At 59.7% G+C, this 26,970-nt stretch carries 23 protein-coding genes; 10 read left to right on the top strand and 13 right to left on the bottom strand.

Features of this window, described 5'->3' with window-relative positions:
- On the bottom strand, positions 1-1,206 hold a 1,206-nt coding region (gene ccoN / locus QN377_RS19730; protein WP_323567655.1), incomplete at its 3' end, for a cytochrome-c oxidase, cbb3-type subunit I.
- Positions 1,207-1,278: 72 nt separating this feature from the next.
- On the opposite strand from ccoN, the gene QN377_RS19725 reads away from it, so the two are divergent.
- Positions 1,279-1,962, top strand: coding sequence for an alpha/beta fold hydrolase (locus QN377_RS19725; protein WP_322213194.1), 684 nt, complete (start codon positions 1,279-1,281; stop codon positions 1,960-1,962).
- A 49-nt stretch (positions 1,963-2,011) separates the two neighbouring features.
- Here QN377_RS19725 and QN377_RS19720 read toward each other — a convergent pair whose 3' ends face one another.
- The 3 genes from QN377_RS19720 to acnA form a co-directional block, all read right to left on the bottom strand.
- Complete coding sequence (locus tag QN377_RS19720; RefSeq protein ID WP_095002750.1) at positions 2,012-3,577, bottom strand: methyl-accepting chemotaxis protein; 1,566 nt, start codon at positions 3,575-3,577, stop codon at positions 2,012-2,014.
- A gap of 80 nt (positions 3,578-3,657) precedes the next feature.
- Complete coding sequence (locus QN377_RS19715) at positions 3,658-4,449, bottom strand: CPBP family intramembrane glutamic endopeptidase (protein WP_095018986.1); 792 nt, start codon at positions 4,447-4,449, stop codon at positions 3,658-3,660.
- Between the two features lie 173 nt (positions 4,450-4,622).
- Complete coding sequence (gene acnA / locus QN377_RS19710) at positions 4,623-7,367, bottom strand: aconitate hydratase AcnA (RefSeq protein WP_095020214.1); 2,745 nt, start codon at positions 7,365-7,367, stop codon at positions 4,623-4,625.
- A gap of 204 nt (positions 7,368-7,571) precedes the next feature.
- On the opposite strand from acnA, the gene rlmM reads away from it, so the two are divergent.
- Both rlmM and tusA read left to right on the top strand, forming a co-directional pair.
- Positions 7,572-8,651 carry a 23S rRNA (cytidine(2498)-2'-O)-methyltransferase RlmM gene (gene rlmM / locus QN377_RS19705; RefSeq protein ID WP_095018984.1) on the top strand — a complete coding sequence of 360 codons (1,080 nt, stop codon included), beginning with the start codon at positions 7,572-7,574 and terminating at the stop codon, positions 8,649-8,651.
- Positions 8,652-8,665: 14 nt separating this feature from the next.
- Positions 8,666-8,914 carry a sulfurtransferase TusA gene (gene tusA, locus QN377_RS19700; RefSeq protein ID WP_095002746.1) on the top strand — a complete coding sequence of 83 codons (249 nt, stop codon included), beginning with the start codon at positions 8,666-8,668 and terminating at the stop codon, positions 8,912-8,914.
- Positions 8,915-9,033: 119 nt separating this feature from the next.
- On the opposite strand, the gene QN377_RS19695 is transcribed toward tusA, so the two are convergent.
- Positions 9,034-10,434: an MATE family efflux transporter gene (locus QN377_RS19695; protein ID WP_322213190.1), complete on the bottom strand. Its 1,401-nt coding sequence runs from the start codon at positions 10,432-10,434 to the stop codon at positions 9,034-9,036.
- Between the two features lie 174 nt (positions 10,435-10,608).
- Here QN377_RS19695 and pdxB point away from each other — a divergent pair, with 174 nt between their 5' ends.
- Entirely contained in the window at positions 10,609-11,751 is a 1,143-nt protein-coding gene (gene pdxB / locus QN377_RS19690) for a 4-phosphoerythronate dehydrogenase PdxB (protein ID WP_322213189.1), read from the top strand.
- A 92-nt stretch (positions 11,752-11,843) separates the two neighbouring features.
- On the opposite strand, the gene QN377_RS19685 is transcribed toward pdxB, so the two are convergent.
- Complete coding sequence (locus tag QN377_RS19685; RefSeq protein ID WP_165446486.1) at positions 11,844-12,020, bottom strand: PA1571 family protein; 177 nt, start codon at positions 12,018-12,020, stop codon at positions 11,844-11,846.
- Positions 12,021-12,272: 252 nt separating this feature from the next.
- Between QN377_RS19685 and QN377_RS19680 the strand changes: the two genes are divergently transcribed.
- The gene (locus tag QN377_RS19680; protein WP_133144955.1) at positions 12,273-14,030 is read left to right on the top strand and encodes an ABC transporter transmembrane domain-containing protein; all 1,758 of its coding nucleotides are present in this window, start codon (positions 12,273-12,275) and stop codon (positions 14,028-14,030) included.
- 123 nt (positions 14,031-14,153) lie between these two features.
- Here the strand turns inward: QN377_RS19680 and QN377_RS19675 are convergent, their stop codons facing one another.
- Together QN377_RS19675 and QN377_RS19670 are read right to left on the bottom strand one after the other, a co-directional pair.
- The gene (locus QN377_RS19675; RefSeq protein ID WP_016780320.1) at positions 14,154-14,435 is read right to left on the bottom strand and encodes a pyrimidine/purine nucleoside phosphorylase; all 282 of its coding nucleotides are present in this window, start codon (positions 14,433-14,435) and stop codon (positions 14,154-14,156) included.
- Between the two features lie 79 nt (positions 14,436-14,514).
- Positions 14,515-15,057, bottom strand: a complete 543-nt coding sequence (locus QN377_RS19670) for an exonuclease domain-containing protein (protein ID WP_095018981.1) — start codon at positions 15,055-15,057, stop codon at positions 14,515-14,517.
- A gap of 189 nt (positions 15,058-15,246) precedes the next feature.
- On the opposite strand from QN377_RS19670, the gene QN377_RS19665 reads away from it, so the two are divergent.
- The gene (locus QN377_RS19665) at positions 15,247-16,038 is read left to right on the top strand and encodes an ABC transporter substrate-binding protein (RefSeq protein WP_322213182.1); all 792 of its coding nucleotides are present in this window, start codon (positions 15,247-15,249) and stop codon (positions 16,036-16,038) included.
- A gap of 21 nt (positions 16,039-16,059) precedes the next feature.
- On the opposite strand, the gene QN377_RS19660 is transcribed toward QN377_RS19665, so the two are convergent.
- The 5 genes from QN377_RS19660 to QN377_RS19640 all read right to left on the bottom strand — a co-directional run bounded on the left by QN377_RS19660 (position 16,060) and on the right by QN377_RS19640 (position 21,317).
- Positions 16,060-16,608, bottom strand: a complete 549-nt coding sequence (locus QN377_RS19660; protein ID WP_095002740.1) for an RNA polymerase factor sigma-70 — start codon at positions 16,606-16,608, stop codon at positions 16,060-16,062.
- 204 nt (positions 16,609-16,812) lie between these two features.
- Positions 16,813-17,586, bottom strand: coding sequence for a thiol:disulfide interchange protein DsbG (gene dsbG, locus QN377_RS19655; protein ID WP_095018979.1), 774 nt, complete (start codon positions 17,584-17,586; stop codon positions 16,813-16,815).
- On the bottom strand, positions 17,565-18,437 hold the full coding sequence (locus tag QN377_RS19650; RefSeq protein ID WP_095002738.1) for a TlpA disulfide reductase family protein: 873 nt from the start codon (positions 18,435-18,437) through the stop codon (positions 17,565-17,567). Before QN377_RS19650 ends, dsbG begins: the two co-directional genes overlap by 22 nt.
- On the bottom strand, positions 18,438-20,180 hold the full coding sequence (gene dsbD, locus QN377_RS19645; RefSeq protein ID WP_095018978.1) for a protein-disulfide reductase DsbD: 1,743 nt from the start codon (positions 20,178-20,180) through the stop codon (positions 18,438-18,440).
- Positions 20,181-20,273: 93 nt separating this feature from the next.
- Positions 20,274-21,317 carry a hypothetical protein gene (locus tag QN377_RS19640; protein WP_095018977.1) on the bottom strand — a complete coding sequence of 348 codons (1,044 nt, stop codon included), beginning with the start codon at positions 21,315-21,317 and terminating at the stop codon, positions 20,274-20,276.
- 182 nt (positions 21,318-21,499) lie between these two features.
- On the opposite strand from QN377_RS19640, the gene QN377_RS19635 reads away from it, so the two are divergent.
- From QN377_RS19635 to QN377_RS19620, 4 genes are all read left to right on the top strand, one after another.
- Positions 21,500-22,183 (top strand): response regulator, encoded by a 684-nt coding sequence (locus QN377_RS19635; RefSeq protein WP_095002735.1) that lies wholly within the window; start codon positions 21,500-21,502, stop codon positions 22,181-22,183.
- Positions 22,180-23,505, top strand: a complete 1,326-nt coding sequence (locus QN377_RS19630; protein WP_095002734.1) for an ATP-binding protein — start codon at positions 22,180-22,182, stop codon at positions 23,503-23,505. Before QN377_RS19635 ends, QN377_RS19630 begins: the two co-directional genes overlap by 4 nt.
- A gap of 392 nt (positions 23,506-23,897) precedes the next feature.
- Positions 23,898-25,307 carry a D-serine/D-alanine/glycine transporter gene (cycA, locus tag QN377_RS19625; RefSeq protein WP_095018976.1) on the top strand — a complete coding sequence of 470 codons (1,410 nt, stop codon included), beginning with the start codon at positions 23,898-23,900 and terminating at the stop codon, positions 25,305-25,307.
- 85 nt (positions 25,308-25,392) lie between these two features.
- A partial coding sequence (locus tag QN377_RS19620) for a sigma-54-dependent transcriptional regulator (protein WP_323567654.1) occupies positions 25,393-26,970 on the top strand: 1,578 nt, incomplete at its 3' end.

The following is a 26,970-nucleotide window of genomic DNA, read 5'->3' as shown; positions in this document are numbered from 1 at the left end:
GTTGACCCACATCGAGGCGATGTAGAGCACGGTGCCGATGGTGGCCAGCCAGAAGTGCGCGTTGATCAGGCCCAGGCTGTACATCTGCGGGCGGCCGAAGATTTTCGGGATCATGTGGTACAGCGCGCCGATCGAAATCATCGCCACCCAGCCCAGGGCACCGGCGTGTACGTGGCCGATGGTCCAGTCGGTGTAGTGGGAGAGGGCGTTGACGGTCTTGATTGCCATCATCGGGCCTTCGAAGGTCGACATGCCGTAGAAGGCCAGGGACACCACGAGGAAGCGCAGGATCGGATCGCTGCGCAGCTTATGCCAGGCGCCCGAGAGGGTCATCATGCCGTTGATCATGCCGCCCCAGCTCGGTGCGAGCAGAATCAGCGACATCACCATGCCCAGCGACTGCGCCCAGTCCGGCAGCGCGGTGTAGTGCAGGTGGTGGGGGCCCGCCCAGATGTACAGGGTGATCAATGCCCAGAAGTGCACGATGGACAGGCGATAGGAGTAGATCGGACGTTCGGCCTGTTTAGGCACGAAGTAGTACATCATCCCCAAGAAGCCAGCTGTCAGGAAAAAACCCACAGCGTTATGCCCGTACCACCACTGCACCATGGCGTCAGTGGCGCCACCGTAGAGCGAGTAGGACTTGGTGAAACTGACCGGGATTTCCAGGTTATTGACGATGTGCAAAATCGCCACGGTCACGATAAACGCGCCGAAGAACCAGTTGCCCACGTAAATATGCTTGGTTTTGCGCTTCATGATCGTGCCGAAGAACACGATGGCGTAGGCCACCCAGACAATGGTGATCAAAATGTCGATCGGCCATTCCAGCTCGGCGTATTCCTTGGAGCTGGTGTAACCCAGCGGCAGGCTGATGGCCGCCAGGACGATGACCAGCTGCCAGCCCCAGAAGGTAAACGCCGCGATTTTCGGCGAAAACAGGGTGGCCTGGCAGGTGCGTTGCACCGAGTAGAATGAAGCCGCGAACAGCGCGCAGCCGCCGAAGGCGAAAATCACCGCGTTGGTGTGCAATGGGCGCAGGCGCCCGAAACTGGTCCAAGGCAAATTGAAGTTAAGTTCTGGCCAAACCAACTGCGCGGCGAGAAAAACGCCGAGCCCCATACCGACGATGCCCCAAACCACCGTCATAATGGCAAATTGGCGGACCACCTTGTAGTTATAGGCGGTACTTGTAGAAGTGTTCATGGTTCCCCATCCACGGTTCAGGCGCGTCAAACGCACGCCTGGAGTTATAGGCAGACTAAAAGCGAGGCAAGCATGGTCGTAGCGGGCAAGGCCGGTATTGACGGGGATCAATGGGCGCAGTGCGTGCAGGACAGGGGCTGGCTGTGGAATGGCGCGTCAGCGGGTTCAACCGCGACCCTTATCCTGGCCCACGGCGCGGGTGCGCCGATGGACAGCAGCTGGATGAACGGCATGGCTGCACGCCTTGCTGCACGCGGGGTGTGCGTGTTGCGCTTCGAGTTCCCGTATATGGCGCAGCGCCGTCTCGATAATGGCAAAAGGCCTCCTAATCAGCAGGCGAAACTGCTCGAAAGCTGGCGTGAAGTTTTTACCGAGGTGCGACGGCATGTCGCTGGGCCATTAGCCATTGGCGGCAAGTCAATGGGTGGGCGTATGGCCAGTCTGCTGGCCGATGAGCTGCAAGTGGACGCGCTGGTGTGCCTGGGTTATCCGTTCTATGCCGCAGGCAAGCCGGAAAAACCCCGGGTGGCGCACCTGGCTGAATTGGCAACGCCGACGTTGATCGTACAAGGCGAGCGCGATGCCTTGGGCAACCGCGAAGCGGTAGAGGCCTACACGCTGGCGCCGGGCATTGAAGTGTCGTGGCTGCTATCGGGGGATCACGACCTTAAGCCGTTGAAGGCCTCCGGGTTTACCCATGAGCAGCATCTGGATGCGGCGGCGGACCGGATTGCGCGGTGGTTGCAGCAACCTTGAACAATTTGTGGGAGCGAGCCTGCTCGCGATTGGATCGCTCCCACAAGGCTCAGCGGTTAAACCGCTCCACCAGCGAATACTGGGTGTTGACGGTCTGGGTCAGTTCTTCGCTGAGCAGCGCCGAATGCTGCGCCTGCTCTGAGGTCTGGTCAGCCAGGTCGGCAATGGTGCTGATATTGCGGCTGATTTCTTCAGCCACGGCGCTTTGCTCCTCGGTCGCTGCCGCGATCTGGGTGGTCATGTCGGTGATATTGGCCACCGCTTCGCTGATGCCCACCAGTGCCTGATCTGCTTCCAGTACCCGCGCTACGCCTTCTTCCGCCTGACGATGGCCAGCGTCCATGGTTTGCACCGCGGTGGCTGCTGTCTGCTGCAGCTTGGCGATCAGGCTGTGAATCTGCCCGGTCGAAGCGCTGGTGCGTTGCGCCAGCTGGCGCACTTCGTCAGCCACCACGGCGAAGCCCCGGCCCATTTCTCCAGCCCGTGCCGCTTCGATGGCGGCGTTCAGGGCCAGCAGGTTGGTCTGGTCGGCAATACCTTTGATCACATCGACCACGCCGCCGATCTCGTCACTGTCCTTGGCCAGTTGCGTTACCGTGGCCCCGGTTTCACCCACCACAACCGACAGGCGCTGGATCGCTTCGCGGGTTTCGCCGGCAATATCGCGACCGCGGCTGGTCAGACGGTTGGCTTCCTGGGTCGCGTCGGCAGTGCGCTGCACATGGCTGGCCACTTCCTGGGTGGTGGCAGCCATCTGGTTGACGGCGGTGGCCACTTGCTCAGTCTCGACGCGCTGGCGCTCCAGTCCGGTCGAGCTTTTGTGTGCCAGAATGTCGGACTGACGGGCCTGGCCGCTGAGGTGTTCGGCGGTATCCTGCAGGCGTGTCAGGCAGGTCTTCAGGCGCGCTTCCTGGCTCAGGATGGACATTTCCAGACGCGCTTGCGGGCCACGGCTGTCGGTGTACATCTGGGCAATCAACGGGTCGGAGGTGGTCTGCTCGGCCAGACGCAGCAGGCGTTTGACCCCGCGCTGTTGCCAGCTCAGGCCCAGCAGCCCCAACGGTATCGACAGCAGGGCTGCCAGGGCAAAACCCCAGCTCGAATTGAGCATGGCGCCAATCATGAAGCTCAATTGGCTGACCAGGATAAAGGGCAGCCAGTCCTGCAGCACCGGCAGCCACTTGTCGCGCTGAGGCACCGCGGATTTTCCGCGGTTGAGGCGTGTGTACAGGGCTTCGGCGCGGCGGATCTGTTCGGCCGTTGGCTTGACCCGCACCGACTCGTAACCCACGACCTGCTCATTCTCGAAAACCGGCGTTACATAGGCGTTAACCCAGTAATGGTCGCCGTTTTTGCAGCGGTTTTTGACGATGCCCATCCACGGCGAACCCTTTTTCAGGGTGCTCCACATATGCTCGAAGACTGCTGAGGGCACGTCCGGGTGGCGCACCAGATTGTGCGGCGCGCGTATCAGCTCCTCACGCGAAAACCCGCTGATTTCCCTGAACGCATCGTTGCAGTAGGTGATCACGCCTTTGGCATCGGTCGTGGAAATCAACCGTTGTTGCGCGGGGAATGTGCGTTCGCGTTGAGTGATGGGCTGGTTGTTACGCATGTCGTTTCAATCCGCAAGACTTTGACAGGCTGTCGGCATGCTCAAGGAATTGTTTAATTTATATTTCAGGCCCCTGGCCTTCAGGGGGCGAGCATCGGGTAGGTAAAAAACAGGAAATGCAGCACATTGAGGCCAAAGTGGGTGGCGATCGCCGCACCCAGCCCGCCAAAGCGGTAGGCCAGGCCGTAACCGACACCGGCCAGCCCGGCCAGTAGCATCCATTGCCAGCCGGCGGGTGCATGGGCCAGGCCAAACAGTATCGAGGCCAGCACCAGCGCAATGCTCTGCCCATGGGGCAGCAACTTGAACTTGCGGCTAAGTCCGCCCTGGATGTAACCGCGAAACAGCGCTTCTTCAACCAGGGTGACCAGCAGTAGATTATTCAGCAGCCAGAGGGTGCTCTGATGAGGCCATTTCGGTGCCCAGGCAATCATGCCCAGCAGCATCGCTCCGCCCAGCGCCGCAATGGCGGCCAGGGCCAGACCCATTGCAGTGGCCCCCAGGGATACCCGCCAGGCAAAGCGCGGTGCTATCCAGGGGCATACCAGCAGCAGCCAGAAGCCAATCAGCGGTTTGTCCAGATTGAAGTACATCGAGAAGGGCACGGCATCAGGGGTCAGTCGCGTGGGGGTGATGGCGCGACCGTTATGGAAACCTGGCAGCCAGTGCAAGGCCAGCGCCAGCGCCAGCAGCACAAACAAGGCATGCCCGGCATAGCGCAGCAAATGGCTTTTGTTCTGCACAACGGCAAACCCGCTGACAGTCAACAAGGCTAACGCGATGAGGGTTTGAGCGCCTAATTGCCCGTAGCTGAGGGCAAGACCGTAGCCCAGGGTCAGTAGTGCCAGATAAGGCCAGGGCAAAGCAATCATGTGAATCCTTGCAATCGTTAAAAAACACCCCGGATCCAGTCCGGGGTGCGCAAGTATAACGATTCGTGGCCCTGTGGGAGCGGGCTCGCTCGCGATGGCATCACCTCGGCCTGGCTGACAGACCGTGTAGTCCGAATCGCGAGCAAGCCCGCTCCCACAAGGTTGAGGTGCGTCTATGAAGCAATCAGCTGACGCAGCACATAGTGCAAAATCCCTCCGGCCTTGAAGTATTCCACCTCGTTAAGGGTATCGATCCTGCAGAGCACTTCGACTTTTTCCTGGCTGCCGTCCTCGCGGGTGATGACCAGGGTCAAGTTCATTCGCGGTTGCAGTTCGGTACCGGTCAACCCGAGGATATCCAGGGTTTCCTTGCCTGTAATGTTCAGGCTTTTGCGGTTCTGATCGAGCTTGAACTGCAAGGGCAGCACGCCCATGCCCACCAGGTTGGAGCGGTGGATGCGCTCGAAACTCTCGGCAATCACCGCCTTGACCCCCAACAGGTTGGTGCCCTTGGCCGCCCAGTCGCGGCTTGAGCCAGTACCGTATTCCTGGCCGGCTATCACCACCAGCGGAGTGCCTGAGGCCTGGTAACGCATGGCCGCGTCAAAGATCGGCAGTTTTTCACCGGTGGGGATGTAGATCGTATTGCCGCCTTCTTCGCCGCCGAGCATTTCGTTGCGAATGCGAATATTGGCGAAGGTACCGCGCATCATCACTTCATGGTTGCCACGCCGCGAGCCGTAAGAGTTGAAGTCCCGTGGTTCTACGCCCTTGTCGCGCAAGTAGCGCCCGGCGGGGCTGTCAGCCTTGATATTGCCGGCCGGGGAAATATGGTCGGTGGTGACCGAGTCGCCCAGCAACGCAAGGATGTTTGCGCCTTTGACGTCGGCAATCACCGGTAGTGGCCCGCTGATTTCGTCGAAGAACGGCGGATGCTGGATGTAGGTCGAGTCCTCTTGCCAGACATAAGTTGCGGCTTGCGGTACTTCGATGGCTTGCCACTGTTCGTCGCCGGCAAACACCTCGGCGTATTCCTTGTGGAACATGCCTGTGGTCACCTGGGCCACGGCGTCGGCGATTTCTTTCTGGCTGGGCCAGATATCGCGCAGGTACACCGGTTTGCCGTCTTTTCCGGTCCCCAGCGGTTCACGGCTGATATCAATGCGTACTGTGCCCGCAAGGGCATAGGCCACCACCAGGGGTGGCGAGGCCAGCCAGTTGGTTTTCACCAGCGGATGCACGCGCCCCTCAAAGTTGCGGTTGCCAGACAGCACTGAAGCCACGGTCAGGTCAGACTGGGTAATGGCCTTTTCGATCGGCTCGGGCAGTGGCCCGGAATTGCCGATACAGGTGGTGCAGCCATAGCCCACCAGGGCAAAGCCCAATTGGTCGAGGTATGGGGTCAGGCCGGCGGCCGCGTAGTAATCGGTGACTACCTTGGAGCCCGGTGCCAGCGACGTCTTGACCCACGGTTGGCGTGTCAGGCCTTTTTCGACGGCTTTTTTTGCCACCAGGCCTGCGGCCATCATCACACTGGGGTTCGAGGTGTTGGTGCAGGAAGTAATGGCGGCAATCACCACAGCGCCGTTTTTCAGGCGATAGGTATGGCCTTCGTAACTGTAGTCCGCTTCACCGATCAAGTCGGCATTGCCCACGGCAACACCGCCGCCACCTTCGCTTTCGAGGCGACCTTCCTCTTTTTTAGTGGCCGGCTTGAATTGCAGGCTGAGAAAGTCGTCGAAAGCTTGCCCGACATCGGGCAGTGCAACCCGGTCTTGCGGTCGTTTTGGCCCGGCCAGGCTGGCTTCGACGGTGCCCATGTCCAGAGCCAGGGTTTCGCTGAAAACCGGCTCCTGGCCTGCGACCCGCCATAGCCCTTGGGCCTTGCAGTAAGCCTCGACCAGTTTGACTGTGGCCTCTGGGCGGCCTGAAAGACGCAGGTAATCCAGGGTGATCTCATCCACCGGGAAAAACCCGCAGGTGGCGCCGTATTCCGGGGCCATATTGGCAAGCGTGGCACGGTCGGCCAGCGGCAGATCCGCCAGGCCATCGCCATAGAATTCTACGAACTTGCCGACCACACCCTTGCTGCGCAGCATTTGCGTCACGGTCAGCACCAGGTCGGTGGCGGTGATGCCTTCTTTGAGCTTGCCGCTGAGCTTGAAGCCCACGACTTCGGGGATCAGCATCGACACGGGCTGGCCCAGCATGGCCGCTTCGGCTTCAATGCCGCCCACGCCCCAGCCCAGCACACCCAGGCCATTGATCATGGTGGTATGGGAGTCGGTGCCTACCAGGGTGTCGGGGAAGGCGTAGGTGCGGCCGTCTTCATCCTTGGTCCAGACCGTGCGGCCCAGGTATTCCAGGTTCACCTGATGGCAAATCCCGGTACCGGGTGGGACCACGCTGAAATTATCGAAGGCATTTTGACCCCAGCGTAAAAACGCATAGCGTTCGCCGTTGCGCTCCATCTCTATATCGACGTTTTGCTCGAAGGCGCTGGCGCTGGCAAACCGGTCGACCATCACCGAGTGGTCAATTACCAGGTCCACGGGGGACAGCGGGTTGATACGTTGCGGATCACCCCCGGCTTTGGCCATGGCGGCGCGCATGGCGGCCAGGTCGACCACTGCCGGTACGCCGGTGAAGTCCTGCATCAGCACCCGCGCAGGGCGGTACTGGATTTCCCGGTCGCTGCGCCGTGCCTTGAGCCAGGCGGCCAGAGCTTTGAGGTCGGGCTCGGTGACGGTTTTACCGTCTTCCCAGCGCAGCAGGTTTTCCAGCAGCACTTTGAGTGACATGGGTAGCCTGCTCAAATCGCCGAGTGATTTGGCGGCGAGGGCAAGGCTGAAATAGTGATAAGTCTTATCGTCGACTTTTAGTGTGGCTAGGGTGTTCAGGCTATCGAGGGAGGACATGAAATGACTCCTTTAGACGGATCACGTGGCACAAGCAGAGCTTCTAACCTAGCTCTGATTAGGGGCTGTGGCTAATAACTGGACTGTCTATGCGGGTTCAAGGTTCCGAACTCGGCTATCATGCCGACCTTTTCGTGACAGTCCTTGCGCCAAATCAAGGATGCGCAGCCGGGCAATTCCTGCCCGCTGCCCAGGAGTAATTCAATGAACACCGTTTTTATGCACTGCCGGCCCGGGTTTGAAGGCGAAGTCTGCTCGGAAATCGCCGAGCACGCCGCCCGCCTTAATGTGGCTGGCTACGCCAAGGCCAAGCCTGGCACTGCCTGTGCCGAGTTTGTGTGCACTGAAGAGGGCGGCGCTGAACGGCTGATGAACAGCTTGCGTTTTGCCGAACTGATTTTCCCGCGTCAATGGGCTCGTGGCGGCTTTGTCGAGCTGCCGGAGACCGACCGGATCAGCGTGATCCTCGAACACATGGCCGACTTCCCGGTGTGTGGCAGCCTGTGGCTGGAAATCGTCGACACCAATGACGGCAAGGAACTGTCCAACTTCTGCAAAAAGTTCGACGGTCATCTGCGCAAAGCGCTGATCAAGGCCGGCAAACTGACTGAAGAAGAGGACGGGAGCAAACCGCGCCTGCTGCTGACGTTTAAAAGTGGTCGTGAAGTGTTTCTTGGCCTGGCCCCGGCCAACAACTCGGCCATGTGGCCCATGGGCATCCCGCGCCTGAAATTCCCCCGCGAAGCGCCTAGCCGTTCAACCCTCAAGCTTGAAGAGGCCTGGCACCATTTTATCCCCCGCGACCAGTGGGACGAGCGCCTGCACAGCGACATGACCGGTGTTGACCTTGGCGCTGCGCCGGGTGGCTGGACCTGGCAACTGGTCAACCGTGGCATGATCGTGACTGCCATCGACAATGGCCCTATGGCTGAAAGCCTGATGGATACCGGTCTGGTGCAGCACTTGATGGCCGATGGCTTTACCTTCAAGCCCAAGCAGCCGGTGGACTGGATGGTCTGCGATATTGTGGAGAAACCGGCGCGCAATGCGGCCATGCTCGAAGAGTGGATTGGTGAAGGTCATTGCCGTGAAGCGGTAGTCAACTTGAAGCTGCCGATGAAACAGCGTTACGCCGAAGTACGCCGTTTGCTCGACCGTATTGCAGACGGTTTCAAGGCACGCGGCATTCAGGTTGAAATCGGCTGCAAGCAGCTGTACCACGACCGTGAAGAAGTGACCTGCCATTTGCGTCGACTGGACGTTAAAAAAACCAAATCTCGCTGATCGGGGAGTAAGTGATGAGTTTTACCGACCTGCCGGTTGACGGCACCCTGGACGCTACCGGCCTGAACTGCCCGGAGCCGGTGATGATGCTGCACCAATATATTCGCGACCTGGCGCCGGGTGGCTTGTTGAAAGTCATTGCGACGGATCCTTCGACCCGCCGCGACATTCCCAAGTTCTGCGTGTTTCTGGACCATGAGCTGGTGGGCCAGCAGGAAGAGGCGGGCACGTACCTGTACTGGATCCGCAAGAAGCAGGATTGACGGCGCCCATAGCAATTGCGCCGGTCTTGTGGGAGCGGGCTTGCTCGCGATGCAGGGCGCCACGGTCTGTCAGGCAAACCACGCTGATGCCATCGCGGGCAAGCCCGCTGCCACCGCATTTATGTGCGGCGGCGGATATGTTTTTTCGCACTGCGCGCCAACCGCACACCCAGCATCAGTGCCGCGCAGGTCAGGCCAACGATCAAGCCCTGCCATAGCCCGCTCGGGCCATTGGCCGGGCCGAACCAGTCGGTCAGCCCCAGGGCGTAGCCCACCGGCAAACCAATCCCCCAGTAGGCAAACAGGGTCAGGATCATCGTCACTCGTGTGTCCTGATAACCGCGCAGGGCACCGGCAGCGGTGACCTGGATCACGTCCGAGAACTGATACAGCGCAGCAAACATCAACAGCATGGTCGCCACCTCGATCACCATGGGATCGGCGGTGTAGACGGTGGCAATCTGCTCACGCAGCAGCAGGAGCAGACTGGCGGAAATCGCCGCCCAGACCAGTGCGGTGCCCATGCCCACGCCCGCTACAAAGCGTGCCTCGCGCGGTTGCTGGCGGCCCAGGGCCTGACCCACGCGCACGGTAATCGCCATACCCAGTGAGTATGGAATCATAAAGACCAGCGAACTGAAGTTCAGGGCGATTTGATGGCCCGCCACCACCGTGGCCCCCAAACTGCCGATCAACAGCGCAATCACCGCAAAAATGCTCGATTCGGCAAAGACTGCGATGCCAATCGGCAAGCCCACACTGAGCAAACGCTTGAGGATCGCCCATTTTGGCCATTCAAAATGGCTGTAGACCTTACTCGACTGGTAGATGGCCCCTCTGAACGTCCAGACCACCATGCCCAGAGCCATAAACCACATCACAATGGCCGTGGCCCAGCCGCAGCCCACGCCGCCCATGGCCGGGACGCCAAAGTGGCCATAGATGAAGATGTAGTTGATCGGGATATTCAGTGCCAGGGCACTGAGCCCCAGGATCATGCTTGGCCGGGTTTTTCCCAGGCCATCGCTGAAATTACGCAACACGCAATACAGCCCCACGGCGGGCATGCCGCTGGCGATCCCGTGCAGGTAACCCATGCTGGGGGTGATCAGCTCAGGGTCGACCTTCATCAGATGCAATAGCGGCTCGGCCGCGATCAGGATCAACGCTGCGCACAGGCCGGTAATCAGTGCCAACCACAGTGCCTGGCGTACGATGGGGCCGATTTCGCCGTGTGCATTGGCGCCAAACCGCTGGGCGACCTTGGGCGTGGTCGCCAGCAGAATGCCGGACATCAACAAAAACACCGGAACCCAGATCGAGTTGCCCAGTGCCACGGCGGCCAGATCCCGAGGGCCTACGCGCCCGGCCATCACGGCATCGACAAAACCCATGGCCGTGGTTGCGATCTGCGAAATGATGATGGGAAATGCCAGCGCCAACAGCGCGCGCACCTCGGTGCGTACCCGGGCCGGGCGGCTGACAGGGAGGGAAGAGGGGGGGTGAGTCACAGAGTTCACTGGCTTGTATCCACAGGGTTAAACGCGCAAAGCCGGGGATTGTACGCCTGACCATGTGGTCAGTTAATAGCGAGTTGTAGGCCCTTTGTAAGCGTGCCCGCAAGTACCTGCACACCCGGCTGGCCCATTGCGCGTAACAACGCCTACACTGCCACTCCGCGAAAGGAGCCTGCCATGTTGATTGTTGCTGATGAAAATATTCCGCTGATCGAAGAATTTTTTGCTGACTTCGGTGAAATACGCCGCTTGCCGGGGCGCCAGATCAACCGTGCAGACGTTCACGATGCCGATGTTTTGCTGGTGCGCTCGGTGACCAAAGTGGACCGCGAGCTGCTCGAAGGCAGTGCAGTGCGGTTTGTCGGAACCTGCACCATCGGCACTGATCACCTGGCGCTGGACTACTTCCAGCAGTCTGGTATCCACTGGTCCAGTGCTCCTGGCTGCAATGCCCGTGGCGTCGTGGACTACGTGCTCGGCAGCCTGCTGACGCTGGCTGAAATCGAAGGCGCCGACTTGACCCAGCGCACCTACGGCGTGATTGGTGCCGGTGAAGTGGGCGGTCGCCTGGTCAACGTCTTGCGTTCACTGGGCTTCAATGTGCTGGTTTGCGACCCGGTGCGGGCGGCGGCCGAGGGCGGTGACTATGTCAGCCTTGAGCACGTGATCGAGCAGTGCGATGTACTCAGCCTGCATACGCCGCTGGACAGGACCGGCGATTACCCGACCTGGCATCTGCTTGATCAGCAGCGGATGGAACAGCTGAAACCGGGTACCTGGTTGATCAACGCCAGCCGCGGCCCGGTGGTGGACAATGCCGCGCTGCGTGAAGTTTTGACCCGCCGGGATGATCTGCAAGCGGTACTCGATGTATGGGAGGGTGAGCCGCAAGTAGACCGCGAACTGGCAGATCTGTGCGTGCTGGCCACCCCGCATATTGCCGGCTACAGCCTGGATGGCAAACAGCGGGGTACGGCACAGATTTATCAGGCATTGTGCGATTTTCTGGGGCATAGCCCTGAAGTCAAACTGGCCGACCTGCTGCCGTCCCCCTGGCTGGCCAAGGTTGAACTGAGTGCTGACAGCGACCCGGCATGGGCCCTGGCCATGCTCTGTCGCGGTGTGTACGACCCGCGCCGTGACGATGCCGACTTTCGCCGCAGTTTGAGTGGAACCGTCCAGGAGCAAAAGCTGGCATTCGACGGACTGCGCAAAAACTACCCGATTCGCCGCGAAATTGAAGGCTTGCCGGTGCATATCGCGGGTGATTCAGTGGCCCTGAAGCAACTGGTAAAAGCCTTGGGCGCCGTGCCGGTCTGAATGTGCAGGCCTAAAAAAACCGGCCCTACGCAGTAAGGCCGGTCAGTGACGCGAATGCTGTTTAATCATGTACAGGGTCTTGTTGGCAAGGATCAGCCCTTGCGTGATGGCGTGACCAGGCGTTGCTCCAGCTCATGGCAGGCGTCCTGGATCATCGCCTCGGTGATCAGGATCTCCTGACCATTTTCGTCGATAAACGCGCACCCCAGAGATTGCTGTGGCTGGGTACGAATCACCGGTACGGCTTGAGCGTTCTGTTGCAAATCCATGGCCTGTCTCCTCATCAGGGTGTAGCGCTACTGTAGATCCGCTTAATGACCAAGCTGTTACAAACTTGGCGACCACCCCAGTCCAACAGAAATATCCTGAAACTTCCAGCCCGACTTTAGAACATTACTGTCTAGGGTTTGTGGTGACAGGTCATATTCAAAACGAGTGAGAAAGATTTACCGGTTTTAGACGAACTTCGTTGTAGGCTGTGTAAGGCTTTTTACGCTGATCCTCACTGCGGATACCCTCCCATGCTTTCTTCCCGTCATCGCCGCGCCATTCGTCTGGCAGCGCATTTTATTGCACCCTATCGTTGGCAGGCTCTTGGCGCCCTGCTGGCGCTGATTGTTACGGCGGGTATTACCTTGTCGATGGGGCAGGGCATCCGTCTATTGGTCGACAAGGGTTTCATGACCCAGTCAGCGCATTTGCTAAACCAGTCCATCGGCTTTTTTCTGTTGCTGGTGCTGGGCTTGTCAGTGGGCACTTTCGTGCGCTTTTACCTGGTGTCATGGATCGGTGAGCGGGTGGTCGCCGATATTCGGCGCCAGGTGTTCAATCACCTGATCGGTCTGCACCCGGGGTTCTACGAGAACAACCGCAGCTCGGAAATCCAGTCGCGGCTGACCACGGATACGACCTTGCTGCAGTCGGTGATCGGTTCATCGCTGTCGTTGTTCCTGCGCAACAGCCTGATGGTGATCGGCGGCGTGGTGCTGTTGTTTGTCACCAACCCCAAGCTCACCAGTATCGTGGTGGTGGCCTTGCCACTGGTGCTGGTGCCCATCCTGTTTTTTGGTCGCCGGGTGCGCAGCCTGTCGCGCCAGAGCCAGGACCGTATCGCTGATGTCGGCAGTTATGTCGCCGAGGCCCTGGGCCAGATCAAGACGGTGCAGGCTTATAACCATCAACAGCAAGACCAGCAACGCTTTGCCAGTACCGTGGAGCAGGCGTTTGCCACTGCCCGCAAACGCATCCTGCAACGGGCGTGGTTGATCACGCTGGTGATCTTGCTGGTGCTGGGCGCCGTGGGGGTGATGCTGTGGGTCGGCGGCATGGACGTGATCGCCGGGCGCATCACCGGCGGCGAGCTGGCCGCCTTTGTGTTTTACAGCCTGGTGGTGGGCAGCGCATTTGGCACCCTGAGCGAAGTGATTGGCGAGTTGCAACAGGCGGCGGGCGCGGCCGAGCGAATTGCCGAGCTGTTGCAGGCGAAAAGCTTGATCCTGCCACCGAGCACGGATTTGCGCGTGTTACCCGCACGGGTGAAGGGCAATTTGCAGCTTGAAAACTTGCGCTTTTCTTACCCTTCACGGCCCGAAAGCCATGCGATCGATGGCCTGAGCCTGACGATCAATGCGGGAGAAACCCTGGCGCTGGTCGGCCCTTCCGGGGCGGGCAAGTCAACATTGTTCGACTTGTTGCTGCGCTTTTACGATCCGCAACAAGGGCAAATCCTGCTTGAAGGGCAGCCGATCACTCAGCTTGACCCGCAAGACCTGCGTCGTTGTTTTGCCCTGGTGGCGCAAACACCTGCGCTGTTTTTCGGCACCATTGAAGACAACATCCGTTATGGCAATGCTGCTGCCAGCGATGAGCAAGTCGAAGCGGCGGCGCGAATTGCCCACGCCCACGACTTTATCCTGCAAATGCCTGAGGGCTATAAAACTCACTTGGGTGATGGTGGCCTGGGCTTGTCGGGCGGTCAGCGCCAGCGTCTGGCGATTGCCCGGGCGTTGCTGGTGGATGCGCCGATCCTGTTGCTGGACGAGGCCACCAGTGCCCTGGATGCCCAAAGCGAGCATCTGATCCAGCAGGCTTTGCCGAGCCTGATGCAAGGCCGTACCACACTGGTGATTGCCCACCGTCTGGCCACCGTGCAAAACGCTGATCGTATCGCGGTAATGGATCAGGGCAAGCTGGTCGCCATCGGCACCCATGCCCAATTAATCGCCGCCAACCCGCTGTATGCACGGTTGGCGGCGTTGCAGTTCAACGTAGGGGTGTAGCTGTGGGAGCGGGCTTGCTCGCGATGGCATCAACGCGATTCAACAGACAGACCGGGTCGTCTGTATCGCGAGCAAGCCCGCTCCCACATGGCAGCATCAAGACAGTTGCTGTCAGAGGGAGATTTAGCGGTACTCACACAGGTAGGCGGTATCCACTGCGACCTTGAGCTGAAACTTGCTGTTGGCCGGCACGTTGAACTGGCTGCCGGTCTTGAAGGTTTCATATTCGCTGCTGCCCGGCAACTTGACGCTCAGCTCGCCCGAGACCACGTGCATGATTTCACGCTCGGCGGTGCCGAACTCGTATTCACCTGCAGCCATGACGCCAATGGTGGCCTTGCCTTCGGTTTGGGCGAAGGCAATCGACTTGACGGTGCCGTCGAAGTATTCGTTGACTTTAAACATGGCGATTCCTCGGAATGGGCTAAAAAGGGCTGGCCAGTATGCAGAAGCGGTTTTATCCCGTCACGCCCTTTTATGGCCGTCACCCCTTGAGCACCAGCGGCAATAAACGCGCAGTATTTCGGGCATCTTCCAGGGCCCGGTGCTGTTGACCATTGAATTGCATTCCGGCCAGTTGCAACGCGCTGTTCAGGCCCAGCGGCTGCTTTAACTGGCGGGCCCTGGCAAATTGCTGCTTGAGGTTCATATGCGGCAATTGCTGCAGGGCGCTGTGCAGTTGTTTGTGCTGCCATTCCTGTTCCAGTTGTTTTCGGTCGTACTCGCCCCAGCTGGCCCAACCTTCAAGCTTGGGCAGGTGCTGGCCGAGCCAGCGTTCAAATTGCTCCCAAACCAAAGGCATCGATGCAGCGGCATCAATCTTGGCCTGGGTGATGCGGGTCAGTTGCCGACAGAAAGGGGTCAACAGCGGACGACGTTGCGGGCGAATAAATCGCTGAAAATGATCCACCTCACGACCTGCGCGGGTGACCACGCTGGCGCCGATTTCGATCACTTCCATTTCCTCCAGGGGCCAGCCGCCATCATCGGTAGTGGCTTCCAGGTCAATTACCAGCCAGTGAGGCATGTGCAGCTTCCTTTAACAGCATCGGCGTTGAAGTTGGAGCGTAGCTAAAACACTGAGCACGGTGCTTATTTTGTAGTGGGCCAGTCGACCCCTTGCTTGCTAGTCTATATGCGCTTTAATGGTGTGCGTGCCCGATCTCAGGTCGTGTGTCGATCAATAAGTTCCAGCCATGAACGGCGTCAGGTGTGTATGGTTTTGAAGTGTTCGCCAATTCAATTGGCCCACAGCCTGTTGCTGACCCTGGGAATGGGCTGGCTGGCACCGGTGTGGGCGATTCAGGAAATCAGGGTTGGAGCTGCGCACTTTCCGCCTTATATCGTACGTCCCGAGCGCGGCACCGACACGGGCCTGTTGTCGCAACTGCTTGCAGCCCTCAACCAGTTGCAAGGCGACTACCGCTTTGTCCTTGTGCCCAGTTCCATTGCCCGGCGTGTGCGTGACTTCGAGCGTGGGCGGGTGGACATGCTGATGTTCGAGAACCCGGCCTGGGGCTGGCAGGCGTTCTCCTATGCTGCAGTTGATATGGGCCTGGAAGACGCTGAAGTGTTTGTTGCCCGGCAGCATCCTGACCGTGAACAAGGCTATTTTGATGACCTCAAGGGCAAGCACCTCGCCCTGTACAGCGGCTATCACTATGCCTTTGCCGGGTTCAACGCCTCGCCGAAGTTTCTCACCGAGACCTTCGGCGCAACCCTGACCTATTCCCACGAAAGCAATTTATTGATGGTCTTGAGGGGGCGGGCGGATATTGCCTTGATGACACGTTCCAACCTGATCGACATGCTGGGCTGCGACCCGCAGGCCAAGGCGCAGGTGATGGTGTCAGAGCGTATCGATCAGACTTATCGTCACTTCGCCCTGCTGCGGCCACAGGCACCGATCCAGAGTCAGCAGTTTGCACAAATGCTGCAAAAGCTGCGCGACAACGGCCAGTTGAAGGCGATTTTTGCGCCTTACAAAATTGCCGTGGTTGAGATGTAGGAAGGTGCAAGCCCGGTTGTATCAACGCCGCGCGTAGGTATCTGCGTGGGTGCCCGACACTGCGCGGCAATGGATCAGGGCATCGCGGATCATGAAGTTGACCAGGGTGGGAGATACGCCCAGTTCCTTGGCAATATCTTTTTGCTGTACGCCATGCAGGCGATACATCTCGAAGGCATAACGGGTACGGCTTGGCAGCTCGGTGAGTGCCACCGCGATATGTTCCAGAGTCGAGAAATTGATCAGCGAGGTTTCCGGGGAGGCGCCGTGGATCACCACGTTCATGCCTTCTTCTTCGGTGCCGGAGTATTTTTGCTCCAGCGCCTGCTTGCGGTAGTGGTCAATTGCCAGGTTACGCACGATCTGGAACAGGTAGCTCAGTTGTGCCTTGAACGATGAAGTGATCTGCGGCGCGGACTGCAAACGGAAGAAGGCATCCTGAACCACATCTTCAGCCCGGTATCGGCAGCCCGTTATGCGGGCTGCGATTTTGACCAGGACCAGTCGGTTATCAACAAAGGCTTGAAGTAGGGGTGAGTCGCACTTGCCTGTGGACATTGGTTCCGTCATGGAGATCACCTGCTGCGAATGAGTGAGTGAGGACCTCTTCGTGGGAAGCGTCCTACACAGCTGTTCACAAGCTAGGCTTAATGATAATGATTGTCAATTGAGAAATAGAATTAATAGCGCTGCAGGTGGTGAACTGAGACATGCCTCACGCCAGCATCGGCGTGGGCTGCGAACGCTTTGTAGCGCGATCGCAGCCCTCGGGTTTTACTTGGGCCCCAGGATCTGGACCAGTTTCTCCGGCGATGGCGCGCCTTGCTGCTGTTGCAGGTTGCCTTGTGCGTCCTGGTAGAAAATGGCCGGGGTGGCGGCCACGTCCAGCTCTTCCATCAACTTGGCATTGGCATCGAGCTTGGCTTGAATGTCAGCCGGGATTTTGGCCAGGGGCTTGAGGCTACTGGCCTTGCCGGCTTTTTCGTGTTCGTGCAGGGCTTGCTGCGGGTCCTTGGCGGCCAGCAGGGCGGCAGATTTGGCCGGGCTGTCTTCGCGGATGATGCCCACCATGATATGGCGCAATTGCACTTTGCCCGAGTCAACCCAAGGGCGGGCCTGCTCCCAGAACATGTTGCAGTACGGGCAGTTGGGGTCGCTGAACAAGTACACGATACGCGGTGCATCCGCCTTGCCGTCGGCAATCCAGTTGCTCTTCTCCATTTCGCCCCAGACCTGCTTGGCCATCGGCTCGTACACCAGCTTTTGCAGCGGCGCCAGGCTCAGGTCTTTGCCGTCGGCATCATACAAATTACCCACCAGAACGTTACCGTCCGGGGTCAGGTACAGCGCCATGCCACGGTTCTGGTACTGGGCGGCATAGCCACGCAAGCCGCCGGGAGCATCGAAGCTGCCAATGATTTTTGCACCCTTGGCTTCAATCTTCTTGATCGCCGGCGGCAGCTCTTCTGCCTGCAATACAGGCGATTGCAGGAGCGCAGCTCCCAGCAGGGAGGCCATGCCCAGGGTTAGCAGTTTGCGGTTAAACATTTTTGCTCATTCCTTGCAGGGTCGACCTGTTGGGCCGACATTGAATGGTTCAGATTGAAAGGCTCCATGGCCCGGGCCAGACTGGCTTTTGACAGCTCGCCCAAATGACTGCCCAGCAGTCGACCATCAGCGCTGTAGAACAGCGTAGTCGGCAGGGCCATCGAACCGACTTTTTGTGCCAACTGGCCGCCGCTGTCGAACAGCACGTTGCTGAGGTTCAGACCCTGGGTTTCAAGGAAGGTGCTGACGCTCTGCATGCTCTCGCCCTGATTGACGAACAGGAAGGTCACGTTTTGATGTTGATGCTGGGCGTTTTGCAGCACCGGCATTTCGCGCCGGCACGGCGGGCACCAGGTGGCCCACAGATTGATCACCAGCGGGCCGCCCTGATAGCTGCTCAACTGCACCGACTCGCCATTGGCATTGCGCAATACCATTTCCGGCAGGCGCGTGCCTTTTTCGTAAAGGCTGGACGACAGGCTGGCCAGCAGCCAGAACGCCAGCCCGCTGGCCAACCCCCAACCCAGCGGGCGACGCAAACCGGCGCGGCGCCAGCCCCAGATAAGCCCACCCAGCAGTACCGCCACCAACCCCGGCCACAGTAAAAAACCGCCATCGCGCAGGTCGAGAATTTGCAGTGGGTCGTCCTTGAAGTAGCGCCAGTAGCTGAGCACAAAGCCGATGCGTGCGCTCAGCAAACCCAGTAAGAACAGGCTGAACAGCACTGATTCGGGGTTTTCTCCACCGCGTTTGGCCACACGCCACCCCACCAGTGTCGCCAGGGCAAGGGCCAGTATCAGCAGCAAGTGGTTGATGGCCAGCGCAAACGAACCGATGGTCAGGGTCAGCATTTAGAGGAGTTCCCGAGTGGCGTTCCAGTTATTCAAAAAGGTCTGGGCGTTGACTTCGCCAGTGATGCGTTGTCCGCGCCGCTCAACACCATTGGGGCCGATCCAGACAAAACTGGGCGGGCCGGGTACTTGATAGCGGCTGAGCAGCTCGCGGCTGGCGACATTATCGGCGGTCACGTCAAGACGCAACAGGCGCACGCCTTGCAGGGCATCCATCACCTGGGGTTTGGCAAATACCTGCTTCTCCATGACCTTGCATGACACGCACCAGTCGGCGTAGTAGTCGAGCATCACCCATTGGCCTGCTGCCTTGGCATCTGCCAGCTCGCGGTCCAGGCTGGCCGGGTCCTTGAGGGTGATAAAGGCGTCATGGGCGGAGTTTGTCGTGCTCCCCGCCACGGTTGTGGCGGTATACACCTGCAGCGGTTGCCACAGCTCGGTCCCACCCCCGGCCGCTCCCACCAGCAACAGGCTGCCCCACAGGCCGGCCAGCAGGCTGAGCGGGCGGAACAGCGGTTTGGCGCGAAGGAATGCCTGTGCCTGTTGCCACAGGCTGGACGCCAGAACGACCAGCAGCACGCCCCACAAACCGACCCACAAGGATTCATCGAGGACCGGGCGTACCAGCAACAGCGCAGTACCCAGGAATAAAAAGCCGAACAGGCCTTTCATCAGGTTCATCCACGCACCGGGTTTGGGCAGGAAACGGCTGCCCACGGTGACCAGCAGCAACAACGGCACGCCAATGCCCAGGCCCATCACAAACAGCACCAGGCCACCTTCAACGGCGTTGCCGCTTTGCGCGATATACAACAGGGCACCGGCCAGCGGTGCGGTCATGCAGGGGCCCACCAGCAGGCCAGAGAGGGCACCCAGAATACCCGCACCCAGCAAGCTGCCGCCCTTGCGGCCACGCCCGGCGCTTTCCAGGCGGTCACGCAGGCCGGCAGGCAGTTGCAGTTCAAAAAAACCGAACATTGGCAGTGCCAGCACTACGAACAGGGCAGCAAAACTACCCAGCAACCAGGGTTGTTGCAGCAACGCCTGCAAGTTGGCGCCGAGCAGGGCCGCCAGCACGCCCAGCCCGGCATACACCAGCGCCATGCTGATCACATAACTGCCGGCCACGGCAAAACCGCGCCCGGCCGTGGCGCCACTGCCCACCACCAGCCCGGCCAGAATCGGCAGCATGGGCAGCGAGCAAGGCGTAAAGGCCAGCAGCAGGCCCAGGCCGAAGAACAGCAGCAGGCTCCAGCCCAGGGAGCGCTGCTGCAAGGTGGCCGCCAGCGACTGGTCCTGGGCCTGACCCTGCGCTGCGGCAGATTGCATGCCGCCCAAATCGATGGTCCGGCTTTGTGGCGGATAGCACAGGCCGGCATCGGCGCAGCCTTGCCAGCTGACCTTGACCTGACCGCTGGCACCTGCCGGAATCACTAGCGCAACGTTGTCGCGATACACCTCTGTGGCGCCAAAAAACTCATCGCTGTGTTCCAGCCCTTTAGGCAACTCGGGTGTGTGTGCGGCATCCAGCCCGTCAAACTTGAAGCGCTTTTTATACAGATAGTACTTGTCGGCTATTTTCCACTGCAGGCGGGTTTCACCAGAGGGCAGATCTTCGCTGCTGAACACAAACGCCTTGGCGACCGGAAGGAAGTCCGGCTTTTGTGCAAACGGATCTTCATTGGCATGCGCCTGGCTAAAACCGGCGACCAGCAGCAGGAGAAAGAAAAACAAACGAGACATGCGCCCAACCTTGGAGTGTACGGATACGCCACACCTTGGCGGGCGTTGATTAACCGAGTGTTAATACGCGAGAGGTTCAAGCCGGTTGAGGGCTTAGAGCAAGCAGGCGCGCAGGCGGAATTCGGACAGCAGCGGGTAGTGCTCACGCCACTCATGGGCAATCTCTTTGGCGGTAATGACTTGGGCCGGGCCCAGCTCCGACTCAAGATGATGGAGTTTGTCCTGGATATTATAGGGATTGCTCCCCCGGCCCTTTACCTGGTTGACCAGCCATAACAGGGCATACCCCCCTGTGTAATCGGCTTCGAAACCGCTGACGATATCGTTATGGGTGCCATCGCTGTTCATGCCGGTCAGGGCCAGGCCATATTGCTGGACAGCATTGATGCTGCCGGCCTGGGCTTCCTTGAGTATCCAGTGTTGAATAAGCGCAAAGTTCCGGCGGTTTTCAATGCGGTTCGCAAACCAGTTCATGGCAGGAGGATATCCACCATAGGCTGAGCTGCTGATCAGTTCATAGATGACTTCTTGGGGATCCTCGGCGCTGGCCAGCATTGTTGGGTTTTTATCGTAGAGGGTTGCCAGCAAGTATTGAGCGATGGCATGTCCTGATGCCGCCGAATGCTTTAGCCAGTTCAAATCCCTGGTCAAGGCATACATGTCCAGCAGTGCTTCGGGGGTATGGACTCGCAAGCCGCTTTCGAGCTGTGCGCGCACTTTTGCGTTCCACGCATCACCACCCAGACGCAGCATCGCGTCAATATTGCCGTGCTCCGCGGCAGCCTCGTAGAGGGGCATATACTGCGCCTTGAGGGTGATCTGCAGTCTTTCGATCATCTGTGAGGCCTGTGTTACCAGGTGCCAGTGATGCTCTTTCTGGAGACTGATTTGCGTTATCCCTGCAATTTGTCGCCTGAGCGTGGTGATCTGGGACGAGATTTCAGTAGGGCTATGCTCGATGATGCTGGCCAGTGCAAACTGAGCCTCGGCATCGCCCACCGTCGCGGGTAATTGCAAAAACTGCCGGGCATGTTCAAAGGCGCCAAGGTCGTAAAGACGCATGCCTTTTTGATGAAGTGTGGTGTAGGTGGGGAGCCCTTCGAAGAGCCACGAAAACTCATCACTGGGTGCCAGCATGTGAAGTTCCTTCAGGTTGTTGGCGAGGCGATCTCCAGCTTAGGGATGGATTGGAGTGCGAGTGCGTTACATAAATAGGCACTGTCCGCACCGCGCACAGTGCCACGAGCCACGGTTTGCCCAGGCATAATCGGGCCTTAATCCCATGACCTTTTAATCGGCTTATTTACGCGGGTATCAGCATGCATGTACTGGTTTGCGAAGACGACGAACTGATTGCCAGCGGCATCAAGGCCGGGCTGACGGCACAGGGGCTGACGGTTGAGCATGTGAGTACCGCCGCCGCAGCACGGGCCATGCTCAAGGCTGCCGAGTTCGACGTCATGGTGCTCGACCTGGGCCTGCCCGATGAAGATGGCCTCAAGCTGCTGCAGCAGTTGCGCCAGCAGGGCCTTGAATTGCCGGTGCTGATCCTGACCGCCCGTGACTCGGTCACCGACCGTGTCGACGGCCTGCAGGCCGGTGCCGATGACTACCTGCTCAAGCCCTTCGACCTGCGTGAACTCGCTGCCCGCCTGCATACCTTGTTGCGCAGGGTGGCCGGGCGCAGCGTCAACCTGATCGAACATGGCAGCCTGACCTACGACCCCAGCAGCCGCGTGACCCTTCTGGGCGGCCAGCCGGTGGACTTGTCCCGTCGCGAGCAGGCGCTGCTGCAAGCCTTGCTGCACAACCGTGGACGTGTGCTATCCAGCGAGCAACTCAAGGACAGCATCTATGGTTTTGGCGACGAGCTGGAAAGCAACGCCTTGAACGTGCATATCCATCATCTGCGACGCAAATTGGGTAACGGTATCGTTGAGACCGTGCGTGGCCTGGGCTATCGCCTGGGCCCGGCCGACAGCGCAGAGTCCGAAGCACGATGAGCTTGCGTCTGCGTCTGAGCCTGACCATCGGTTCGGCGTTTGTGCTGGTGTGGGCTCTGGCTGCGGCCTGGATGCTCAGCGACCTGCGTCAGCAGATGATGTTCTCCCTCGACCAGCGCCTGGTGGCTTCGGCTCGCATGGTCGCCGGGTTGCTGGAGCAGCTGCCGCAATTGCCGGTCAAGGGCGAGGGCACCCATTTCAGTGCCGAGCAACTGACCATCCCCGGCGGCATGGCCTGCCAGGTCAGTTCGCTGCGCGGCGAGGTTCTGGCCCGCAGCCACAACAACCCTGACCAGCCGATGCAATCCCAGGCGGCGGGTTTTCATGATCAGGTCATCGATGGCGCGACCTGGCGCACTTTCACCCTGGACCGTGGCGATGTGCGTATCACCACGGCCGATCGCCAGGTCGAGCGCGAGGCCTTGAACCTGTCGGTGCTGCTGGCGGCCTCGGTGCCGGTGGGCATGGCATTGATCGTCTGTTTGCTGCTGCTGTGGCTGGGGATCGGCCAGGGGCTGGCGCCACTCAACCGCATGCGCGATGCCCTGATGCGCCGTGATGCCGATTCGTTGCAGCCGTTGCACATTTCACCGTTGCCCGGCGAACTGAAACCGCTGCTCGACTCACAGAACCAGCTGTTTGCCCGTATCGCCAAGACCATCGAGCGTGAACGCCGCCTGACCGGCGATGCGGCCCACGAGCTGCGCAGCCCGCTGACCGCGATCAAGACCCACCTGCAAGTGGCGCGCATGACCGACGGCGAGGCCCGCGAACAGTCACTGGCCCATGCCGAGGCCGGTGCCGACCGCCTGCACCGCACCCTGGAGCAATTGCTGTTGCTGGCGCGGGTCGAGGGCAGCCTGTCGTTTGACGACGGGGTCAATTGTTCGGCCGCACAGGTGGCGCATTTCGCGGTGCACGATGCGGCGGCTGGCGATGGTGAGCGTATCTGCCTGCAGCTGCCGCCCGACCTGCCGGACACGGCGCTTGAAGTGCCTTCGGTACTGGCCATCGCTGCGCTGCGCAACTTGCTGGACAACGCCTTGCGTCATACCCCGGCGGGCACCCGGGTGGAGTTGACCGTGGCCGTTGAAGGTTCACAGGTTAAATACCAGGTCCGTGACCACGGCCCCGGTATCCCTGCCGAAACCCTGCAACACATGACCCAGCGCTTCTGGCGCAATGGCAACAGCAACGGCTGCGGCCTGGGCCTGGCGATTGTTCAGGCGATTGTCGAGCGTTGCCGCTGTGAACTGAGATTCGACAGCCAGCCCGATGGTTTGCGGGTTGAATTGCGCATGCCGTTGAAAAGGAGCGCTTGAGGCGCATCCTCTGTGGGAGCGGGCTTGCTCGCGATACAGGCAACGGGGTCTTGCAGGTCGTTTGAGGTGATGCCATCGCGAGTAAGCCCGCTCCCACAATAAGAGCGACTTTCGGCCGCCCACGGTACGAATACGCTCCAATGTACTGATTTCGTTACAACTTCAGTCGGACCATGGTTTACAGTACCCGCGCTCCAATGAACCACCCGCAAACGCTTATTTGTGGAGTGATTCCATTACACACAAACAGACTCCACGGCGCATAAACGGCCCGCTTGACCTCTTGTACGGTGCTGGCACAGAACGTGCTCATGTCCCTTTGTCCGCTCTGGGTAAACATGATGTTTATCTGGTCCAGGGACCCCGTACAAGAACAATAAAGAGGATGATTCATGCAAAATCACCGACCTGATACCCAGGAACCGGAGCTGCAACGCAGCCTGTCCAATCGCCATATCCAGCTGATCGCCATTGGCGGTGCCATCGGTACCGGTCTGTTCATGGGCTCGGGCAAGACCATCAGCCTCGCCGGTCCCTCGATCATCTTCGTCTACATGATCATCGGCTTTATGTTGTTTTTCGTGATGCGTGCCATGGGCGAGCTGTTGCTGTCCAACCTCAAGTACAAATCCTTTATCGACTTCTCCGCAGACCTGCTGGGCCCCATGGCCGGATACTTCACCGGCTGGACCTACTGGTTCTGCTGGATTGTGACCGGCATTGCCGATGTGATCGCGATCTCCGGCTATACCCATTTCTGGTTCCCCGATATCCCGTTATGGCTGCCTGCCATCGGCTGCGTCGCGTTGCTGCTGTCACTGAACCTGATCACGGTGAAGATGTTCGGCGAACTGGAGTTCTGGTTTGCCATGATCAAGATCGTGGCCATTTGCGCACTGGTCTGCACCGGGCTGTATATGGTGACCACGGCGTTTCAGTCACCCACCGGCAATTCGGCATCGCTGGCCAACCTGTGGAATGACGGCGGCATGTTCCCCCATGGGCTGATGGGCTTTTTCGCCGGTTTCCAGATTGCCGTGTTTGCCTTTGTCGGCATCGAGCTGGTGGGCACCACTGCGGCGGAGACCAAAAACCCGGAGCGCAACCTGCCGCGGGCGATCAACTCGATTCCGCTGCGTATCATCATGTTCTACGTGTTTGCGCTGATTGCGATCCTGGCGGTCACCCCGTGGCGTGATGTGGTGGCTGACAAAAGCCCGTTCGTTGAACTGTTCATGCTCGCCGGTTTGCCCGCAGCCGCAGGCATCATCAATTTTGTGGTGTTGACCTCGGCAGCGTCTTCGGCCAACAGCGGTGTGTTCTCCACCAGCCGCATGCTGTTCGGTCTGGCAATGGATGGCGACGCGCCGAGCAAGTTCAAGAACCTGTCGAGCCGTGCGGTACCGTCCAATGGCCTGATCTTCTCCTGCATCTGTCTGCTGGCGGGCGCGCTGGTGATTTATGTGGTGCCCAACCTGATGGAGGCCTTCACCCTGATCACCACGGTATCGGCCACCTTGTTCATGTTTGTGTGGACCATGATCCTGCTGTCCTACCTGGCCTATCGTAAAAAGCGCGATCACCTGCACCGTGCCTCGAAGTACAAAATGCCGGGTGGCAAGTTCATGGTCTGGGTGTGCCTGACCTTCTTCGTGTTTATCCTGACTTTGCTGGCGCTGGAAGATGACACTCGCCAGGCGCTGTACATGGTGCCGGTGTGGTTTGTGGTGCTGGGCCTGGGCTATCGCACGGTGCTGCGCAACAAGCAGGAGGCTGCGGAACTGGCTTGCCAGACCGACTGATGGCCGCTTCACGACATTGATTCTGCCCGAGGGGCGGCACAGGGCGTGCCGCCCCTCGTTGTTTGCTGTCAGGGAGTGCCAGGCCATGCGAATTCACGTTACCTTCAAAGACCGCGTCGGCATCACCCAGGAAATCCTGATGCTGCTGGGCGCGCGCAATCTCAACCTGGACGCGGTGGAGATGAGCCCGCCGAATGTCTATATCGATGCACCCACCCTGTCGCAAAAAGTGCTGGAGGAACTCCACCACGCCTTGCTGGGGGTAGCAGGGGTGCAGGCTGTGGACCTGGTGGACATCCTCCCGGGCCAGCGCCGCCGCCTGCAACTGGAGGCCTTGCTGGCCGCCATGAGCGATCCGGTGATGGCGGTGGATCCCGACGGCTGCGTGCTGCTGGCCAACCCCGGGCTGACGGATCTTTATGGCAGCGACCCCACCGGAGAGCCGTTGTCGAATCTGTTCGCGGCCCCTGACCTGGCCCGTACCCTGATCGATAAAGGCTTTCGCCTGCCCATGTGCGAAGTGAATTTCAAGGGTCGCGACCTGCTGCTCGATGCCACGCCCATCAGCGGCGGCAGGGATGTTCTGGTGGGCGGGCTGTTGACCCTGTATCCGCCGAGCCGTATCGGCGAGCGGCTGGCGTCCTTGTTGCGCGACCCGGCTGAAGGGCTGGAGGCATTGCTCGGCAAGTCACTTGTGCTGGAAGAACTCAAGACGCGGCTGCACAAAGTGGCGAGCCTGGATGCGCCGCTGCTGATCCAGGGCGAAACCGGCACCGGCAAGGAACTGGTGGCCCACGCCTGTCATGCCATGAGCGCCCGCCGCGATGCGTCGTTCCTGGCCTTGAACTGTGCAGCGCTGCCCGAGAGCCTGGCCGAAAGCGAGTTGTTCGGCTATGCCGCCGGGGCCTTTACCGGTGCCCAGCGTGGCGGCAAACCGGGGCTGCTGGAGTTGGCAGACCGTGGCACGGTGTTTCTCGATGAGGTGGGGGAGATGTCTCCGTACCTGCAAGCCAAGCTGCTGCGGTTTCTCAGCGACGGCTGCTTTCGACGTATCGGCGGCGAGCGCGAAGTGCGGGTCAATGTGCGGGTGCTCTGCGCGACCCACCGCGACCTGGAGCGCATGGTGAGGGAGGGGACTTTCCGTGAGGATCTGTATTACCGTCTTAACGTCCTCAATTTGCTGGTGCCACCGTTGCGCGACCGTGGCATGGACATTCTGCTGTTGGCCGAACACTTTCTGCGCCAGGCCTGCGAACAGATTCACCGCTCGCCCTGTCAACTGGCTGTGGCGACCCATCCGCTGTTGCTGGGCAATCGCTGGGCGGGCAATGTTCGGCAACTGCAAAACGTCATCTTCCGCGCGGCAGCCACCAGCGAGGGCGATGTGATTGATTGTGGGGATCTGGAACTGGCGGGTACCGAGCTGACCGGCCAAAAGGCGGCCAGCGAAGAAGTGACCAGCCTGGAAGCGGCGGTGCAAGGCTTTGAAAAAACCTTGCTGGAGCGTTACTACGTGGCCTATCCATCGACCCGGCAGTTGGCCTCCAGGCTGCAGACGTCGCATACCGCCATTGGCCAGCGGTTGCGTACCGCACCGCTGAACGGTAGATACTCTGTTGTAGATCAAGCCCTATTGTGGGAGCGCTGTCTCTTATACACATCT

Origin of the sequence: Pseudomonas sp. CCC4.1 (assembly GCF_035019225.1) — a bacterium.
Lineage (GTDB): Bacteria > Pseudomonadota > Gammaproteobacteria > Pseudomonadales > Pseudomonadaceae > Aquipseudomonas > Aquipseudomonas bubulae.
Note: the sequence above shows the minus strand (reverse complement) of the source record. Positions and strands in the feature narration are given on the sequence as shown.

Excerpts from the sequence above, each read along its gene's own strand:
- QN377_RS19665 (WP_322213182.1), top strand. The coding sequence starts at position 15,247 with ATGGTTTTGAAGTGTTCGCCAATTCAATTGGCCCACAGCCTGTTGCTG.
- acnA (WP_095020214.1), bottom strand. The coding sequence starts at position 7,367 with ATGTCCTCCCTCGATAGCCTGAACACCCTAGCCACACTAAAAGTCGAC.
- QN377_RS19650 (WP_095002738.1), bottom strand. The coding sequence starts at position 18,437 with ATGCTGACCCTGACCATCGGTTCGTTTGCGCTGGCCATCAACCACTTG.
- cycA (WP_095018976.1), top strand. The coding sequence starts at position 23,898 with ATGCAAAATCACCGACCTGATACCCAGGAACCGGAGCTGCAACGCAGC.
- QN377_RS19640 (WP_095018977.1), bottom strand. The coding sequence starts at position 21,317 with ATGCTGGCACCCAGTGATGAGTTTTCGTGGCTCTTCGAAGGGCTCCCC.
- dsbG (WP_095018979.1), bottom strand. The coding sequence starts at position 17,586 with ATGTTTAACCGCAAACTGCTAACCCTGGGCATGGCCTCCCTGCTGGGA.
- rlmM (WP_095018984.1), top strand. The coding sequence starts at position 7,572 with ATGAACACCGTTTTTATGCACTGCCGGCCCGGGTTTGAAGGCGAAGTC.
- dsbD (WP_095018978.1), bottom strand. The coding sequence starts at position 20,180 with ATGTCTCGTTTGTTTTTCTTTCTCCTGCTGCTGGTCGCCGGTTTTAGC.
- QN377_RS19720 (WP_095002750.1), bottom strand. The coding sequence starts at position 3,577 with ATGCGTAACAACCAGCCCATCACTCAACGCGAACGCACATTCCCCGCG.
- QN377_RS19675 (WP_016780320.1), bottom strand. The coding sequence starts at position 14,435 with ATGTTTAAAGTCAACGAATACTTCGACGGCACCGTCAAGTCGATTGCC.
- QN377_RS19670 (WP_095018981.1), bottom strand. The coding sequence starts at position 15,057 with ATGCCTCACTGGCTGGTAATTGACCTGGAAGCCACTACCGATGATGGC.
- QN377_RS19660 (WP_095002740.1), bottom strand. The coding sequence starts at position 16,608 with ATGACGGAACCAATGTCCACAGGCAAGTGCGACTCACCCCTACTTCAA.
- QN377_RS19635 (WP_095002735.1), top strand. The coding sequence starts at position 21,500 with ATGCATGTACTGGTTTGCGAAGACGACGAACTGATTGCCAGCGGCATC.
- QN377_RS19630 (WP_095002734.1), top strand. The coding sequence starts at position 22,180 with ATGAGCTTGCGTCTGCGTCTGAGCCTGACCATCGGTTCGGCGTTTGTG.
- QN377_RS19685 (WP_165446486.1), bottom strand. The coding sequence starts at position 12,020 with ATGGATTTGCAACAGAACGCTCAAGCCGTACCGGTGATTCGTACCCAG.
- QN377_RS19715 (WP_095018986.1), bottom strand. The coding sequence starts at position 4,449 with ATGATTGCTTTGCCCTGGCCTTATCTGGCACTACTGACCCTGGGCTAC.
- QN377_RS19680 (WP_133144955.1), top strand. The coding sequence starts at position 12,273 with ATGCTTTCTTCCCGTCATCGCCGCGCCATTCGTCTGGCAGCGCATTTT.
- QN377_RS19725 (WP_322213194.1), top strand. The coding sequence starts at position 1,279 with ATGGTCGTAGCGGGCAAGGCCGGTATTGACGGGGATCAATGGGCGCAG.
- tusA (WP_095002746.1), top strand. The coding sequence starts at position 8,666 with ATGAGTTTTACCGACCTGCCGGTTGACGGCACCCTGGACGCTACCGGC.
- pdxB (WP_322213189.1), top strand. The coding sequence starts at position 10,609 with ATGTTGATTGTTGCTGATGAAAATATTCCGCTGATCGAAGAATTTTTT.